The organism is Antarcticimicrobium sediminis (genome assembly GCF_004348975.1).
Classification (GTDB): Bacteria; Pseudomonadota; Alphaproteobacteria; order Rhodobacterales; family Rhodobacteraceae; genus Antarcticimicrobium; species Antarcticimicrobium sediminis.
On record NZ_SMFP01000014.1, the window covers coordinates 71,362 to 85,583 of the forward strand.

General features: G+C 56.8%; 14 protein-coding genes, 1 tRNA gene and 1 pseudogene. 10 read left to right on the top strand and 6 right to left on the bottom strand.

What is annotated here, in order from left to right; genetic code table 11:
• Positions 1–10 precede the first annotated feature (10 nt).
• From E1B25_RS17890 to E1B25_RS17925, 8 genes are all read left to right on the top strand, one after another.
• Entirely contained in the window at positions 11–322 is a 312-nt protein-coding gene (locus tag E1B25_RS17890; RefSeq protein WP_132830962.1) for a heavy metal-binding domain-containing protein, read from the top strand.
• 105 nt (positions 323–427) lie between these two features.
• A complete protein-coding gene (gene sufC / locus E1B25_RS17895) occupies positions 428–1,183 on the top strand; it encodes a Fe-S cluster assembly ATPase SufC (RefSeq protein ID WP_132830963.1) in 756 nt (251 codons plus the stop codon).
• Entirely contained in the window at positions 1,183–2,463 is a 1,281-nt protein-coding gene (gene sufD, locus E1B25_RS17900; protein WP_132830964.1) for a Fe-S cluster assembly protein SufD, read from the top strand. Before sufC ends, sufD begins: the two co-directional genes overlap by 1 nt.
• The gene (locus E1B25_RS17905) at positions 2,463–2,948 is read left to right on the top strand and encodes a YIP1 family protein (protein WP_132830965.1); all 486 of its coding nucleotides are present in this window, start codon (positions 2,463–2,465) and stop codon (positions 2,946–2,948) included. Before sufD ends, E1B25_RS17905 begins: the two co-directional genes overlap by 1 nt.
• Positions 2,945–3,535, top strand: a complete 591-nt coding sequence (locus tag E1B25_RS17910; RefSeq protein ID WP_132830966.1) for a Yip1 family protein — start codon at positions 2,945–2,947, stop codon at positions 3,533–3,535. The genes E1B25_RS17905 and E1B25_RS17910 overlap by 4 nt, the downstream gene beginning before the upstream one ends.
• Positions 3,528–4,748, top strand: a complete 1,221-nt coding sequence (locus tag E1B25_RS17915) for a cysteine desulfurase (RefSeq protein WP_132830967.1) — start codon at positions 3,528–3,530, stop codon at positions 4,746–4,748. Before E1B25_RS17910 ends, E1B25_RS17915 begins: the two co-directional genes overlap by 8 nt.
• A 109-nt stretch (positions 4,749–4,857) precedes the next feature.
• Positions 4,858–5,871 carry a methyltransferase gene (locus tag E1B25_RS17920; protein WP_132830968.1) on the top strand — a complete coding sequence of 338 codons (1,014 nt, stop codon included), beginning with the start codon at positions 4,858–4,860 and terminating at the stop codon, positions 5,869–5,871.
• Positions 5,872–6,069: 198 nt separating this feature from the next.
• Positions 6,070–6,146, top strand: a tRNA-Arg gene (locus tag E1B25_RS17925).
• A gap of 514 nt (positions 6,147–6,660) precedes the next feature.
• On the opposite strand, the pseudogene E1B25_RS22600 reads toward E1B25_RS17925, so the two are convergent.
• The 5 genes and pseudogenes from E1B25_RS22600 to E1B25_RS17950 all read right to left on the bottom strand — a co-directional run.
• A pseudogene (locus E1B25_RS22600) lies at positions 6,661–7,686 on the bottom strand (recombinase family protein); the annotation flags it as partial.
• Between the two features lie 144 nt (positions 7,687–7,830).
• Positions 7,831–8,091, bottom strand: coding sequence for a hypothetical protein (locus E1B25_RS17935; protein ID WP_132830969.1), 261 nt, complete (start codon positions 8,089–8,091; stop codon positions 7,831–7,833).
• Positions 8,092–8,299: 208 nt separating this feature from the next.
• On the bottom strand, positions 8,300–8,821 hold the full coding sequence (locus E1B25_RS17940; RefSeq protein ID WP_165937665.1) for a hypothetical protein: 522 nt from the start codon (positions 8,819–8,821) through the stop codon (positions 8,300–8,302).
• Positions 8,748–9,098 (bottom strand): hypothetical protein, encoded by a 351-nt coding sequence (locus E1B25_RS17945; RefSeq protein ID WP_132830971.1) that lies wholly within the window; start codon positions 9,096–9,098, stop codon positions 8,748–8,750. Before E1B25_RS17945 ends, E1B25_RS17940 begins: the two co-directional genes overlap by 74 nt.
• 256 nt (positions 9,099–9,354) lie before the next feature.
• The gene (locus E1B25_RS17950; protein ID WP_132830972.1) at positions 9,355–9,750 is read right to left on the bottom strand and encodes a hypothetical protein; all 396 of its coding nucleotides are present in this window, start codon (positions 9,748–9,750) and stop codon (positions 9,355–9,357) included.
• Between the two features lie 717 nt (positions 9,751–10,467).
• On the opposite strand from E1B25_RS17950, the gene E1B25_RS17955 reads away from it, so the two are divergent.
• Positions 10,468–11,430 carry a hypothetical protein gene (locus tag E1B25_RS17955; RefSeq protein ID WP_132830973.1) on the top strand — a complete coding sequence of 321 codons (963 nt, stop codon included), beginning with the start codon at positions 10,468–10,470 and terminating at the stop codon, positions 11,428–11,430.
• A 462-nt stretch (positions 11,431–11,892) separates the two neighbouring features.
• Positions 11,893–12,987 carry a hypothetical protein gene (locus E1B25_RS17960; RefSeq protein WP_132830974.1) on the top strand — a complete coding sequence of 365 codons (1,095 nt, stop codon included), beginning with the start codon at positions 11,893–11,895 and terminating at the stop codon, positions 12,985–12,987.
• A 1-nt stretch (position 12,988) separates the two neighbouring features.
• Here E1B25_RS17960 and E1B25_RS17965 read toward each other — a convergent pair.
• Positions 12,989–14,142, bottom strand: a protein-coding gene (locus E1B25_RS17965) for an IS3 family transposase (RefSeq protein ID WP_245510757.1) whose coding sequence is annotated in 2 segments (ribosomal slippage) — positions 12,989–13,890 and positions 13,890–14,142 — 1,155 coding nt in all. Because the reading frame shifts where the segments join, the coding sequence is not laid out codon by codon here.
• Positions 14,143–14,222: the final 80 nt, after the last annotated feature.

Here is a 14,222-nt window from a genome sequence, read left to right on the forward strand (position 1 = left end):
GTGATCAGCCATGATCGTTACCACCACCCCCTCGGTCGAGGGCCGCAAGATATCCGACTACAAAGGCATCGTCGTGGGCGAGGCGATCTTGGGGGCGAATGTGATCCGTGACCTGTTCGCCGGGATCACCGATATTATCGGCGGCCGCTCTGGCGCCTATGAGAAAGAACTGGGCCGCGCCCGCGCGACCGCCTTGGCAGAGATGGAAGAGCGGGCCGTCGCGCTTGGCGGCAATGCCGTGGTCGGGGTCGATCTGGATTACGAGGTGATCAACAACATGCTGATGGTCAGTGCGTCTGGCACCGCCGTGGTGCTGGACTGAGTAAGGCCGCCGCCCGAGGTCGCGCCGCCAGTGCGGACGGGCCGGAAAATGATGAAATTTCCCGTGGCGACCAGCCCGGTGACAGAGACGAGAAAGAGGTAAGAGATGTTGGAAATCAAGAACCTGCACGTGCAACTTAAAGAAGAGGATAAGCAGATCCTCAAAGGTGTCGACCTGACCGTCGAGCCGGGCAAAGTGCATGCGATCATGGGCCCTAACGGGTCTGGGAAATCGACGCTCAGCTATGTTCTGGCGGGCCGCGAGGGCTATGAGGTGACCGAGGGCAGCGCCACGCTGAACGGCGTCAGCCTGCTTGATATGGAACCCGAGGCGCGTGCCGCTGCCGGCCTGTTCTTGGCCTTCCAATACCCGGTGGAAATTCCGGGTGTGGGCAACATGACCTTTTTGCGAACGGCGGTGAACGCCCAGCGCAAGGCCCGCGGCGAGGACGAGATGAGCGCCACGGATTTCCTCAAGCTGGTGCGTGAACGTGCCAAGGCGCTCAAGATCGACGCCGACATGCTCAAGCGCCCCGTTAACGTGGGGTTCTCTGGCGGCGAAAAGAAACGCAACGAGATCCTGCAGATGGCGATGCTGGAGCCCAAGATGTGCATTCTCGACGAGACCGACAGCGGCCTTGACGTGGATGCGATGAAACTGGTGGCCGACGGTGTCAACGCGCTGCGCGACGAGGGGCGTGGTTTCCTTGTAATCACCCACTACCAACGGCTGCTGGATCACATCAAACCCGATGTGGTTCACATCATGGCGGCGGGACGCATCATCAAGACCGGCGGCCCTGAACTGGCGCTGGAGGTTGAAACCAACGGCTACGCAGATATCCTGAACGAGGTGGCGTGATGGCTCTGCCTGACTTGAAACAGGACCCGACCGAGGCCCGACTGGCCCGGTTGACCCTGCCCGAAGGCGGCTGTCTGGCCCCGGCTCGGCAAGAGGCGCTGGCGCGTCTGCGCGCCATGGGCCTGCCGCAACGGCGCGACGAATACTGGAAATTCACCCGCCCCGATGCGTTGATCCAGCCCGATCCGATCCCGGCCTCGGTCGGTGTGCTGGACGAGACGCCGATCTTCGACGCCATTGACCGGCTCAAGATCGTGTTCGTCGATGGCGTGTTCGATCCGGAGGCGTCTGACGATCTGACGCTGGAGGGTGTTCAGATCGACCGAATCGCCGATATCTGCGGCAAGGACATCCACTGGACCAAGGACATCTTTGGCGTGTTGGAGGCCCGTGGTCAGACCCCGGTGGCGCGCCCGCTCGCCGCGCTTAGCACCGCCTTTGCCACCGACGGGGTCGCGATCCATGTCACCGGCAAACCGGCCAAGCCGATCAGCCTGATCTACCGGCATGAAAACGAAACCTCGGACGTGCTGTTGCACCATGTGATCCGGGTGGACCCCGGCGCCGTGGCGACGATTCTGGAAAACGGCCCAGCGGCGGCGCGCTTGAACAAGGTAACCGAGATCGACATCGCCGATGGTGGCACATTGCACCATGTGCGGGCGCAGGGGCGTGATCACGAACGCCGGGCCGCTACGCATATGTTCACCCGTATGGGGGAAGGGTCGGTCTATAAATCCTTCACGTTGACCGTGAACGGGGTGTTGACCCGCAACGAACAGGTGGTGGAGCTGACCGGTGACAATGCGATCGCCCATGTCGCCGGCGCCTGCGTCGGAGACGGTGATTTCCACCATGACGACACCGTTTTCATCACCCATGACGCGCAGAATTGCGAAAGCCGTCAGGTGTTCAAGAAGGTGCTGCGCAATGGCGCGGTGGGGGTGTTTCAGGGCAAGATTCTGGTCAAGCCGGGGGCACAAAAGACCGATGGCTATCAGATCAGCCAATCGCTGATGCTGGATGACGACAGCCAGTTTCTCGCCAAGCCCGAGCTTGAGATCTATGCCGATGATGTGGCCTGTTCGCACGGCTCCACCAGTGGCGCGATCGACGAAGAGGGGCTGTTCTATCTGCGCTCGCGCGGGGTTCCCAAGGGCGAGGCGACCGATCTTTTGACGCAGGCCTTCCTTGCCGAGGCCCTGGATGAGATCGAGGACAAGACCCTGTCCGAGGATCTGCTGGAGCGGCTGCGCGGCTGGCTGACCCGGCGGCGCTGATGGCTGTCATCAGGGACATCGTCGCCACCTATTGGGGGCCGGGAAAAGTGCTGCGGCGTCTGCTGGGGATAGGGCAGCGTGAAGATCGTGCGCTGGCCATCCTGATGGCGGGCTGCGCGATGGTCTTTGTCGCGCAACTGCCACGGTTGGCTCGAGAGGCGCATCTGACCGGGCAGGAGCTCAACATGTTGCTGGGGGCCAGCCTGCTGGCCTGGGTGATCATCGCGCCGCTGCTATTTTATGGCATCGCGGCGCTGACGCATCTGTTCGCGCGCGCGCTTGGCGGCAAGGGCGATTGGTACGGGGCGCGGCTGGCGCTGTTCTGGGCGCTGCTGGCCTCGTCTCCGCTGCTTTTGTTTCACGGGTTGGTTGCGGGGTTTCTCGGTGAGGGCCCGGCGTTGGATGGTGTTGGCCTCTTGTGTTTGGTCGCCTTCCTGTGGTTCTGGATTGCAGGACTGAGGCAGGCGGAGAGGACGGCAGCATGAACAAGGCGCTTTGGGGTGAAATGATCGTGATGTCGGTCAGGGATCCGGCCGGGCTGGCCCGGCGCCTGATCGCGATGCATCTCTCGCGTGAGGTGCTTTGGACCGGGCTGGCGCTGGCGGCGGTTGCCAATACGGTGTTCTTCTCGCTTTCTGAACTGCTGATGCCCGCGCCGGCGGGGCTCCCGCTGCTGTTTCAATCGCCCTTTATCTATCTGGCGATGGTGACGGGCGGTCTGATCCTGACCGTGATCATGATCTATTGGGCCGGTCGGGTTCTGGGCGGCAAGGGCACATTAGGCGATGTGGCTGCCGTTGTGCTGTGGCTGCAGGTGCTGCGCATTCTGGTACAAACTGCGACGCTGGTTCTGTCGCTGGCGGTCCCGCTTCTGGCGATGGTTCTGGTGCTGGCGGCCACGGTGCTGGGGCTTTATATCACGCTGCATTTCATTGCTCAGGCGCACCGTTTCACGTCGCTGGCGCGGGCAGGCGGCACGATGATCCTGTCGATCGTGATGATGGCAATTGCCCTGTCTGTTCTGCTGGCCGTGTTCGGGGGTGTATTCTTTGGGGGCGCAACTCATGTATGATGTCGAAAAGATCCGGGCCGACTTCCCGATCCTTGCGCGCGAGGTGAACGGCAAACCGTTGACCTATCTCGACAACGGGGCCTCGGCGCAAAAGCCGCAGGTGGTGATCGACGCCGTGACGCAGGCCTATTCCATGGAATACGCCAATGTGCATCGCGGGCTGCATTTCCTGTCGAATCTGGCGACGGACAAATACGAAGCCGTGCGCGCCACCATCGCCCGGTTCCTTAATGCCCCCAGCGCGGACGAGATCGTTTTCAACTCGGGCACCACCGAGGGCATCAATCTGGTCGCCTATGGCTGGGCCATGCCGCGCATGCAGGCGGGCGACGAGATCGTGTTGAGCGTGATGGAGCATCACGCCAATATCGTGCCGTGGCATTTCCTGCGCGAACGGCAAGGGGTGGTGCTGAAATGGGTGGATACCGCCCCCGACGGCTCGCTTGACCCGCAGGAGGTGATCGACGCGATCGGCCCGCGCACGAAACTCGTGGCCGTAACCCAGACGTCAAATGTGCTGGGCACCGTGGTGGACGTGAAGGCGATCACCGAGGGCGCCCATGCCAAAGGTGTTCCGGTCTTGGTCGATGGCAGTCAGGGCGCGGTGCATATGCCGGTGGACGTGACCGATATCGGCTGCGATTTCTACGCCATCACCGGGCACAAGCTGTATGGCCCGTCGGGGTCTGGCGCGATCTATATCAAATCCGACCGCATGGCCGAGATGCGCCCCTTTCTGGGCGGCGGCGACATGATCAAGGAGGTCTCGAAAGAGACCGTGATCTATAATGATCCCCCCATGAAGTTCGAGGCGGGCACCCCCGGGATCGTGCAGATCATCGGTCTGGGTGTGGCGCTGGACTATATGATGGACCTTGGCATGGAGAATATCGCGGCGCATGAGGCCGGTCTGCGCGATTATGCGCAACAGCGGTTCGCCGGGCTCAACTGGTTGCAGGTGCAGGGCCATGCGCCCGGCAAGGCGGCGATCTTCAGCTTTACGCTGGAAGGGGCGGCACATGCGCATGATATCTCGACCATCCTTGACAAGAAGGGGGTCGCGGTGCGCGCGGGTCACCATTGCGCCGGGCCCTTGATGGATCATCTGGGCGTGACGGCGACTTGTCGGGCGTCGTTCGGATTGTACAATACCAAGGCCGAAGTGGACGTTCTGGTCGAGGCGCTGGAACTGGCGCATGAGCTTTTCGCCTGAGTAAACTTTAGGCAGGCGTGTATTCTAAATGCGACATCCGGTGTCGCGAATGGTTATTTCCGATCTTTGCGGTTAGGCTGGGGCCAACGCAACCGACCGGGGAAACCGCATGACCGTACTCACCGAAGCTGACCAGATCTCTGAAATCGCATTCGGATTCATGGGGTCCAAGGCGTTGTTTGCCGCATTGGGGGCAGGGGTGTTCACCCATCTCGCAGATGGTCCGCTGAGTTGTGCGCAATTGGCCCATTGCGGCCCGCTGGACGAGGCCCGCTCCGAGACCCTGCTGACCGCGCTTGCGGGGATGGGGCTGGTCGAGAGCGAGGACGGAAAATTCAGAAACTCTCCCGCTGCCGAGAGCTTTCTGGTGAAAGGGGCGAAATACGACTTTGGCGATTATCTGCGGCTTCAGGTCGGTCAACAGATGTACGGGCTGCTGGACCAGATCGACGATGCGCTGCAGGACAAGCTGCCCGACGACGCGACGGCCTCCTATGCCGAATGGTTCTCGGACCCTGACGAGGCCCGGCTCTATTCCGCCAGCCAGCATTCCGGGTCGCTCGGGCCGGCACGCCAGCTTGCGCGCAAGGTCGATCTGAGCAATGCGCGGCATTTGCTGGACGTCGGTGGCGGCACTGGCGCCTTTGCCATCACCCTGTGCGAGGCGTTCCCGAATCTGAGCGCGACCATCGTCGATTTCCCCAATGTCGCGACGCTGGGGCGGGACTATGTCGCGCGGGTCGGGCTGTCGGACCGCATTTCCTTTGTCGAGGGCAACGCATTGGAGACCGACTGGCCGGGGGATCAGGACGTGGTCTTGATGTCTTATCTGTTCTCGGGCGTGCCGGGCGAGGCGCATGATGGGCTGCTGACTCGCGCCCGCGACCATCTTCGCCCCGGCGGGCAGTTCCTGTTACATGATTTTGTCGTGCGCGCTGACCGCAGCGGGCCGAAACTTGCCGCGCTTTGGCAATTGCAGCACACCGCCTTTACACCGCGCGCCCGGTCTCTGGACGAGGGCTGGTTGCGCAGCGCGTTGGAAACGGCCGGGTTCGCCGGGATCGAGGTGGATGTCTTGATCCCCGAGATGACGATGCTGGCGACAGCGGTCAAACCGGCCTGACGGGTATCAGGGGGCCTGGGCCACGATCCTGACGCGGCGCGGACTTGTGCGGCGGGTCGATCAACCGGCTGACCGGGGCAAAGAGGCGGGGCGCGCGGGCCAAACGCGCGCCACCCCCATGAATGCCCAAGGCAAGTGTCGGGATGCGGATTTTTGCGATTGCGGTGTCGGAGTCTTTGTCCTATACGCCCCCCACAGGCACCTGTAGCTCAGCTGGATAGAGCGCTGCCCTCCGAAGGCAGAGGCCAGAGGTTCGAATCCTCTCAGGTGCACCATTTCTCCATGCCCGTCGGATACATCCCTCAAGACCTTGAAGGGAAAAGAAATTTCCGGAGTTCGATACCCCTCTTTTCGACTGTAACGAACAGGCTTGGCGAAAGCGAGTTTGGCAACAAGACTGCGCTCAGCATGACCCCCATTTTCATATATCTTACAAGGGCTTGAGAGGAAATTCAGGGCGAGTTCGATACACTCTTCGCATTTGCCCTTCGGCGGTGCCCAATTTTCACCTCTCTCGACCAAAACAAGCTTCTCACGTTCCAGTTTGGTGATACGTTCCTCGTAGGCCTTGACCAATACCGAACTGGAGGCATCAACGACGCGCTCCAACAGAGTTTCAATTTGCTTTTCAATCGCCTTCATCTGACGAACCAGCTCTTTCTTAGCCTCCTCAGCTTCAGAGAGCCTCGTCGCCCAGGCATCCGAAATCATTGCGGTTGCGACTCCAGCCAACTCACTGGAAGGCTCCATGCGCTTGAGAATTTCATGGAAGCCACCTTCCACGTCGGCACGACGGATAGATTTTCCTTTTTCCGGACAGCCACGCGTCTTACAAGTGTAGTAAGGGTAATGACGACGGCAGCCTTTTGACCACGCCGCCGTCATTTTCCGACCGCAGACGTCACACAGCACGAACCCGCGAAGCGGAAAATCTTCGTCATAATCCTTGCGAACTGCGTTACGCTTACCCCCGTCCAAAATATCCAAAATCTTCTGATGTGTTTCGAAACTAATCAACCCCTCGTGCTGACCTTTCCGAACACTCACCTCCCATTTCGGCGCCTCCACATACCCTGCGTAAATGCTTTTTCTCAGCAAGCGAGTGACGGTCATCGGACGAATGCTACTGTCAGGCCGGTCTTTTGGAAAATACGGATCCTTCTCAAGAAAACGCTGAACCTCAGCCTGGGATGCGAGGCGCCCACTTGCAAACCCCTCCAACGCCTTTGCGATACTGGAAGCTATGGGCTGATCTGGGATGAGGACTTTGCCCCCACCGGTCTGTGCAGGGACGTATCTATAGCCGACTGGCGGATTGAAAACCCAATAACCGCTCTCGACTCGAGCCTGCATCTTCTGCCGCACCTGGCGACCATTTTGTTCCCGCTCAAGCTGCCCTTGCGCAGCAAAAACGGTTTCAACGAACTTGCCCTCGGGAGTGTCCTCGAACCGGTAGTTAAGGCATTCAACTACGGCCCCATATGATGCGAAAGTTTCACGCAGCTTCCAGTGAAAAACCGTATCGCGAGCAAACCGCTTCAGATCACCGAAAATAATAACGTGTGGTTCACCGGTTTGGCGTTCCAAGTACGACAAGGCAGCACGCATTCCCGGCCGCTTCATGAAATCCCCACCACCCGTTGTGTCATCAGGATAGACTTTAACGACATCATAGCCGCGTTCTTCAGCATAAGCGCGGCAACGCTGTTCTTGGCTCTCCAGCCCAGACCCCTCCGTGCGCTGTTTCACTGACGAAACACGGCAGTAAATAAGCGCTTTGGTTCCAGCCATTTCATTGATTTTCGAAGTGTTCATTGGTTTTCCTATTTCCAAGCTAAATTTATAGATAGGCAATTCCGGCCAACGAATTGATTTCGATAAGTTTTAGGTAAAGCTGTCGTGGCCTTCGGCAGCTCGTTTTACTTGCCCTCAACAGAGAGCTATTTTGGGTTTGGTGGATTAATCGGACGAGGCGTCCTGCAGGTTGAAACCCAAGTCCACAAACATGACCATCATCGACCAAAGCGCATCGACGATCTGGTGCCTTTCGTCGGCGGACATGCCTGGGTGATCAATCATATCTTGATACTTTTTAATATCTATATTCACTCTCTGAGATCTTTTGGCAAACTCCTTGCCGCCCCCAAGATGAACATCGTTTTTCAGACTGGGTGTCGACGCCTGTATTTTGTCCAGGTGTTGCAAAAACATATGCAGCATTCCTCACTTCATTCTGAGCGCCGATAGGCACTCAAATTATTTAGGGGCTTAGCCCCGAGGGCGATTGTTTTTAATCGCTTTGTTTCGCGGTGAGATTGTTCCCACCATCTTTCTGCTGTTGAGAGAAACGTAATGGGTCACTTTTACTTGGTCAAGTTGATTTTTTAGTTTTATTGTTTCATTTCAATAGCTTGGCCGTTTTTCGATTTTACGAAGTAAATTTTTCAGATTTTTTGAAATTCTCTTCGTTTTCGATTTCCATGCTGTCCAGGGCGCTTGAACAACCTCTAACCCCCCTCTTAGCTTCAATGCGTGAGAACGCTCGCAACGCATCATGCCGAGAGTGATTTCCTTCACAGCATTGCAACGCGTAGACGTCTGCACCGGTGTCGCGGATCTCGTAGTCCAAGGCTAAGAAGGCATGACGGGCAGCCGCTGTCAGGTGGTCCAGGTGTTTTTCCCAGACCATCACCGCAACGCAGGCGATTTGGTAGTCGTGCTGAAAGTGGTGTTTATCTATCCAAAGGTGCACGAACGGCACCCGATACTTTTCAACAAGCCACATCGAAATGTCGCAAATATCCTGTTCAAGCCTGCCGTCGCCGGGGTCGAAACCCCGACAACGCGTTTGCGTCACTTGGAAGCCTTGCTCTGGATCACACAGCATTGTTGAACCGCCCCAGAAGTTCGCTGATCCGTGCCCCGTGCCAACGCAATGCAGCGTCAGCATCAAACCCCCGCTCACGGGATGCAATGTCGGCGGCTTTTGCCGACTGGTTAGACAATGCTTTTTTGATCTGCTGAAGTGCAGCATAAATTTTGTCAGGGTCAGGCTGTTGTGAACTCAAAAATCCATGAAGCTCACAGAAAGCATCGCCTCCCGCAGATGCGCCGAAAACATCAAGCAGTACGCTGAGCGAAGCCCCATGGCGACGAAAGTGCAACTCGGTGTCCGCAATTCTGTCATATGCCGCCTGGGCTGCGTTAAAGTTGGTATTGATAAGCATAGAAAACCTCCAGATTGTAAGAAACGATCATTGATTGGGGTGCCATTCTGCGGCGTCATATTCGATCGTTCGGGGGAGGTGTTTCGGGTGATGATCGGTTCCTGTGGTTGAGGGCAGTGGATGCCCTTTTGGGTCTGTACTAATGAGATTGGCCAATGTGGAAAATTACGAAGGAGAAAATTGCTTCTCGGAAAAATTTTCTCGAATGTGTCGGTCACCTGCACTCCCGCGCATCCTCGGGAGTGCAGGCAGTCGTTCACACCAGGAGGTCTTCATCGACCTCGATCAGCCCTGCGTTCAACAACGCTTCGTTGAAAGTATCGGCCAGCAGGCAGATCTCCGGGACAATTGGATCATCCGGTTCGAGCAGGGCGAAACACGCGTCGTCACTCCAGTTTTCGTCATAAGCGTGTTCGAGGAAAAGCAGGGACCGCAGATCCATCAGGTTTTGGCGCAAGCTGCGTGCGATTGACCACTGTTCGGCGAACGCATTCCTGATCGCATTCATGAGCCGAGCGCCACGCCGACCGCCGAGAAGTACTGCGGCATGACCAAGCGCGTCCTCGTGTTCTGCAAAAAAAGTCCGCAGCGAGACTTCCGAATTTCGGCACTCTACAATTGTGCCGTTTGAGATGAGTTTGTCGTGATACATGTTGCCTCCTGATTGAAAAAAGCCGGATTTCGTTCCGGTGGTGTCAGGGTTTTTCGGAGGGTCATGCTCGCTCCTCGTAGCTATTTCCCGCGTCGTTCAGAACGTGCGAAAAAAGCAGTAAGAGGTGTCTTCTTTCGTCCTTTCGGTTAAGCTTGCTCTGCGCCCGTTTCTTCTAAAAAGAAGATTGGCTTAAAGGGATAAAGACGAAGGGATTTTTCAAAAAAACTTTGCGATACTGCCTAACTGCTTTAATTTCATCCCGTGAAATTTCCGCGCTTTGTTTAGCTTTTTCTGTTGGATTATTACGGCTTATGAGAAGAACAGAAAGTCACGAAGTCACCGCAGGTTATGGACGCGCGAGCGACCATAAGGAGCGTTTCTCTGGATAGCGCTTGACGCACAGCAGCGACATCGCAAAACCAGTGAAAAACAACTCTTCGGACTGAGACCCTGATGGTTGGTGCAGGCGCCAGCCCGATTAAAATGCTGAACCTGGTTGCCAATGTGTCGCTTAGAAAAACTGACTTCGGCATCAAGGGTTGCTAAGAGCAACAGATATGGCCCTGGGCCGATCGACATCAGGGGCCGAAGACGGGAGTTCGCTGTGGCTGGAATCTGTGCCCATCAACGGCGGAAGGTGAGGGCAACCACCCCGCTTCTGCCTTGAGATAAAAATCAGTTCTCCTTTATGCTGCCCCGAAGAGTGGGGGTCCAAGTATGGCACGTGGTAAAAATTCGAAAAACCATCACTGGTGGCCCGTTGGCCTACAAAGTTACTGGGCAGACAGAGCTGGAGATGTTTCATGGATCGAACCGAACGGAAAGATTGGAAAGAAGCGATCCGTTAACAGAAAGATTGGCTTCAAAATTCATGGCCACACCATCTTTCGCGGCACTGTTTGGGAAAGCAATTTTGAAGGTGAGTTTGACATAGACAACGAGGTCCATAAGATCATTCCCGCTCTTCAAGAAATGAAGCCGTTCGGAAGAACGCCAAAAGAATTTTTCACTCTCATCAAGATGCTTGGAAAAAAGAACAGATCACTTCGTGATATGTGCAAGTTCTATCATTTAGAAGAGGAGCTTCACCGAAACTTGCTTTTGCTTATGCATTCTTTGCTGATCCGCAGCCCTGGAAACCGTTCTCGGTATGAGGGATACCCTAAGATGATTGGCCTACCTCCCGATGAGGAAATTGGAAAAGCCAACATGGCCCAAAACTACCAGATCGCCAAGAAGCTCTGTCAGAAGGGGCTAATCTCGAACCAGTATTTTGTGCTGATGCACTCACCGTTAAAGAAGTTCATCTTTGGCGATGGAAGTTTAGACTGGCTCACAAGCGGTTTGGTAGCCAATAGGATCAACGGCAGAACTTTACTTCCCTTGACCCCGCATCTGTGCGTTTATTTCTGCACTCCAATGTCAATGCGATCCACTCCCAATTGTGCGTCTTTCAGAGTTGCTCCTTGGATTGTCGACTGGATTAACGACATTACTCAAATATACTCAAAGGATAGGATCTTTTTTCATGGGAAACCTCCAAAGATTGCTGATTCTTTCCGCCGACGACAATTCCTTGAACACGCCGAGAAGACCGACACACTTATTGAAAGGCTGGATGAGATTGTCGGCATAAAGAAAAGACGATACTTATTCCTTGGGCCAAGTCATTCTCTGTAACAATCAGAGCTTTCGGGCGGCAGGACTGGCAGCCGAGCGCTGCTGAGGTCCGAGAATGGGCCTTCCTACTCCACGGGCGGAGGTTCCGCTGTAGGCCGCAAGCTGCCGGATCTTAGGAAAATCCAGCCGTGCCATGTCGCGCGCAAGGTTATGATCTCAGTTGGCGCTATCCTACGCGCTCAGCAAACCGCCTAAGTCTTTGGTACTTTTACAATGCGGTGCGATTTTACGCGCTGCCCTTCACATTCGTCATCGGTCACTCTGAGCTACTCCCCATCTGTTGGACAGGATCTGGCGTAAATTAAGCTACTCTTTGCACCTGCTGATCGGGTTGGTTGATATCATGTCTCTGCCAATAGACCAGCGCCGGTGGCTTGCCGCCGANCTGGGATAAGTGTGTCCGGGGAAAGGGGAACTGCGCTCATCAGCTGATTTGTGCAACAGCGCCCTCTGCCGCGGGAAGTGGATAGTATTGATCAGTTGATCGGTCGGGTCGACCGGCTCAGCTCTGCAGGTGATAGAAAGGGGGCCAAGCGTACAATCGCGATTTGGCGGATTCTGCTTGAAGGTTCGCAAGAAGCAGCAATTGCCGACCTGGTTTCGGCCCTTGGAGTTTTCGATTCACCTCTTCCTCCATTATCTCCGTCCGAGTTGACTGAGGTTCAAGCTTCACTAGGCCAAGCTGCAATCAAACGCCAAATAACTCGTGGCGTATCACCGCTCGCTGGTAAGGGGACAGGTCTGCAAACTCGCTTTGCGTCAGATGATCCCTTCACACTGAGGCGGGCGTCGGCAGAATACGAAAGTTGGCATGAGCAGCCGTGCCCAGCTCCCGCAATGATGAATGATCGAGCGCGTCCAAATGATACGCCGATACGCAAGGAAGAGCGCGCGATAGGCGCATGGCTCAGGGCAATCTCGAGTTCGACCGATTTCGATGTGGGAGGTCGTGTCGACAAAGAGGACGGATACGGCTTCCAGACAATCTGGTACCACGGAGTTGGCGAGAGAGGGCGTGCAGGTGACAGCCCATTCTTGCTGCCGGGAGCGTCTCGGGACAACTGGATGACGGGGCATGTACCTTTCATTTACCGGCGTTCAGCAATTACCGCTCCTCCGCGCAAGGGCGTTTTCACTGATGATGGCGAGCGATCCGCCGAGGGTTCGAAATCCGCTCGCCCACTGCATTTTCTCGATCACGGGGGCGATTTGCATGACGCTTTGGTTCACGGTTACTCGACCGGCGTCATGGAACAATTTGGACTCACGAAGCCAGTTGTCCAGACGAGCGTGCGGTTTCCAGAAGGGCATCCAGCACGGGATATCGGTCCGATAGTAATAGCGACTGTCGTTAGTCTGGATCCCTTTCCCGACGAGCTTCTGCCACCACTTTGGTCGCCCGCTGCAAATGAGATCCTGGCGTCGGCACCGACTGAAGCTCAAAGGAAGTCGCTAACCGCCGACCGTCGGCATTTGCAGGTCCTGTTGCGTGCAATTCAGCGCAGGGTGCGGCTTGAAGTGAGCTACTCCCCATCTGTTGGACAGGATCTGGCGTAAATTAAGCTACTCTTTGCACCTGCTGATCGGGTTGGTTGATATCATGTCTCTGCCAATAGACCAGCGCCGGTGGCTTGCCGCCGAGGGCTGAGTGAGGACGCTGGTGGTTGTAGAAGGTCATCCATTTCCGGATGGCCGCTTTCGTCTCTGATCCGGTCTCCCAGGCATGCAGGTAGACGCATTCGTATTTCAGCGACCGCCACAGGCGTTCGACAAAGATGTTGTCGAGGAACCGGCCCTTGCCGTCCATCGAGATACGGACAGCTGACCGTCGCAGCCGGTCGGTCCAGGCGAAGGACGTGAACTGGCTGCCCTGATCCGTGTTCATGATCTCGGGCGGGCCGAACTTGTGGATGGCCTCGTTCAGCGCTTCGACGCAGAAGTCGGCCTCCAGGGTGTTCGAGATCCGCCAGGACAGAACCTTGCGCGTGTGCCAGTCCATGATCGCCACAAGGTATAGGAACCCGCGCCGCATGGGCAGGTAGGTGATGTCCGAGCACCAGACCTGGTTCGGACGATCCACGCGCAGCCCTCTCAGCAGGTAGGGATAGGTCTTGTGTCCTTTCGCCGGCCTGCTCGTGTTGGGCTTCTGGTAAATCGGCATCAGCCCCATGAGGCGCATTAGCCGGCGTATCCGCTTCTCGTTCACGAGATGCCCGTCATTGCGCAGGTGCCAGGTCATCTGGCGGACACCGAAGAACGGCGTCTCCAGGAACTGCTCGTCGATCTGCCGCATCAGGCCGAGGTTCTGTTCGGTCTCTCCCTTCGGCTCGTAGTAATAGGACGAGCGCGCGATCGACAGCAGCTTGCACTGCTGACCGATGGACAGCTGGGGATGGTCAGGCTCAATCATGCCGCGCCTCACTTCCCGCCCCAAGGCTTCAGCTTTCTTTCCAAAAAAGAGTTGGCCACCGCCAGCTCCCCGATCTTAGCGTGGAGCTCCTTCACCTGGTCCTCGTCAATCTCGGGCTTCTTGCGGCCCCCGCGTTCGAACACGCCTGATGCGCCTTCGAGCAATGCCCGTTTCCATTGATGGATCATCGTCGGATGCACCCCGAACCGGCTCGCCAGCTCGGCCGCGGTCTCCTCACCCTTCAGGGCCTCCAGCGCGACCTTCGCCTTGAACTCGGGCGCGTGCTGCTTGCGTTTCGACATCTCTGATCTCCTTCTCGTCGAAGATCAGCAGACTGCAAATCGTAGCTTACGTCACTGTCCGAATTTCGGGGGGTAGCTCA

Bases quoted from the DNA above. Each gene is read 5' to 3' on its own strand.
- E1B25_RS17890 (WP_132830962.1), top strand. From the start codon at position 11: ATGATCGTTACCACCACCCCCTCGGTCGAGGGCCGCAAGATATCCGAC.
- sufC (WP_132830963.1), top strand. From the start codon at position 428: ATGTTGGAAATCAAGAACCTGCACGTGCAACTTAAAGAAGAGGATAAG.
- sufD (WP_132830964.1), top strand. From the start codon at position 1,183: ATGGCTCTGCCTGACTTGAAACAGGACCCGACCGAGGCCCGACTGGCC.
- E1B25_RS17905 (WP_132830965.1), top strand. From the start codon at position 2,463: ATGGCTGTCATCAGGGACATCGTCGCCACCTATTGGGGGCCGGGAAAA.
- E1B25_RS17910 (WP_132830966.1), top strand. From the start codon at position 2,945: ATGAACAAGGCGCTTTGGGGTGAAATGATCGTGATGTCGGTCAGGGAT.
- E1B25_RS17915 (WP_132830967.1), top strand. From the start codon at position 3,528: ATGTATGATGTCGAAAAGATCCGGGCCGACTTCCCGATCCTTGCGCGC.
- E1B25_RS17920 (WP_132830968.1), top strand. From the start codon at position 4,858: ATGACCGTACTCACCGAAGCTGACCAGATCTCTGAAATCGCATTCGGA.
- E1B25_RS17935 (WP_132830969.1), bottom strand. From the start codon at position 8,091: ATGCTGCATATGTTTTTGCAACACCTGGACAAAATACAGGCGTCGACA.
- E1B25_RS17940 (WP_165937665.1), bottom strand. From the start codon at position 8,821: ATGCTGACGCTGCATTGCGTTGGCACGGGGCACGGATCAGCGAACTTC.
- E1B25_RS17945 (WP_132830971.1), bottom strand. From the start codon at position 9,098: ATGCTTATCAATACCAACTTTAACGCAGCCCAGGCGGCATATGACAGA.
- E1B25_RS17950 (WP_132830972.1), bottom strand. From the start codon at position 9,750: ATGTATCACGACAAACTCATCTCAAACGGCACAATTGTAGAGTGCCGA.
- E1B25_RS17955 (WP_132830973.1), top strand. From the start codon at position 10,468: ATGGCACGTGGTAAAAATTCGAAAAACCATCACTGGTGGCCCGTTGGC.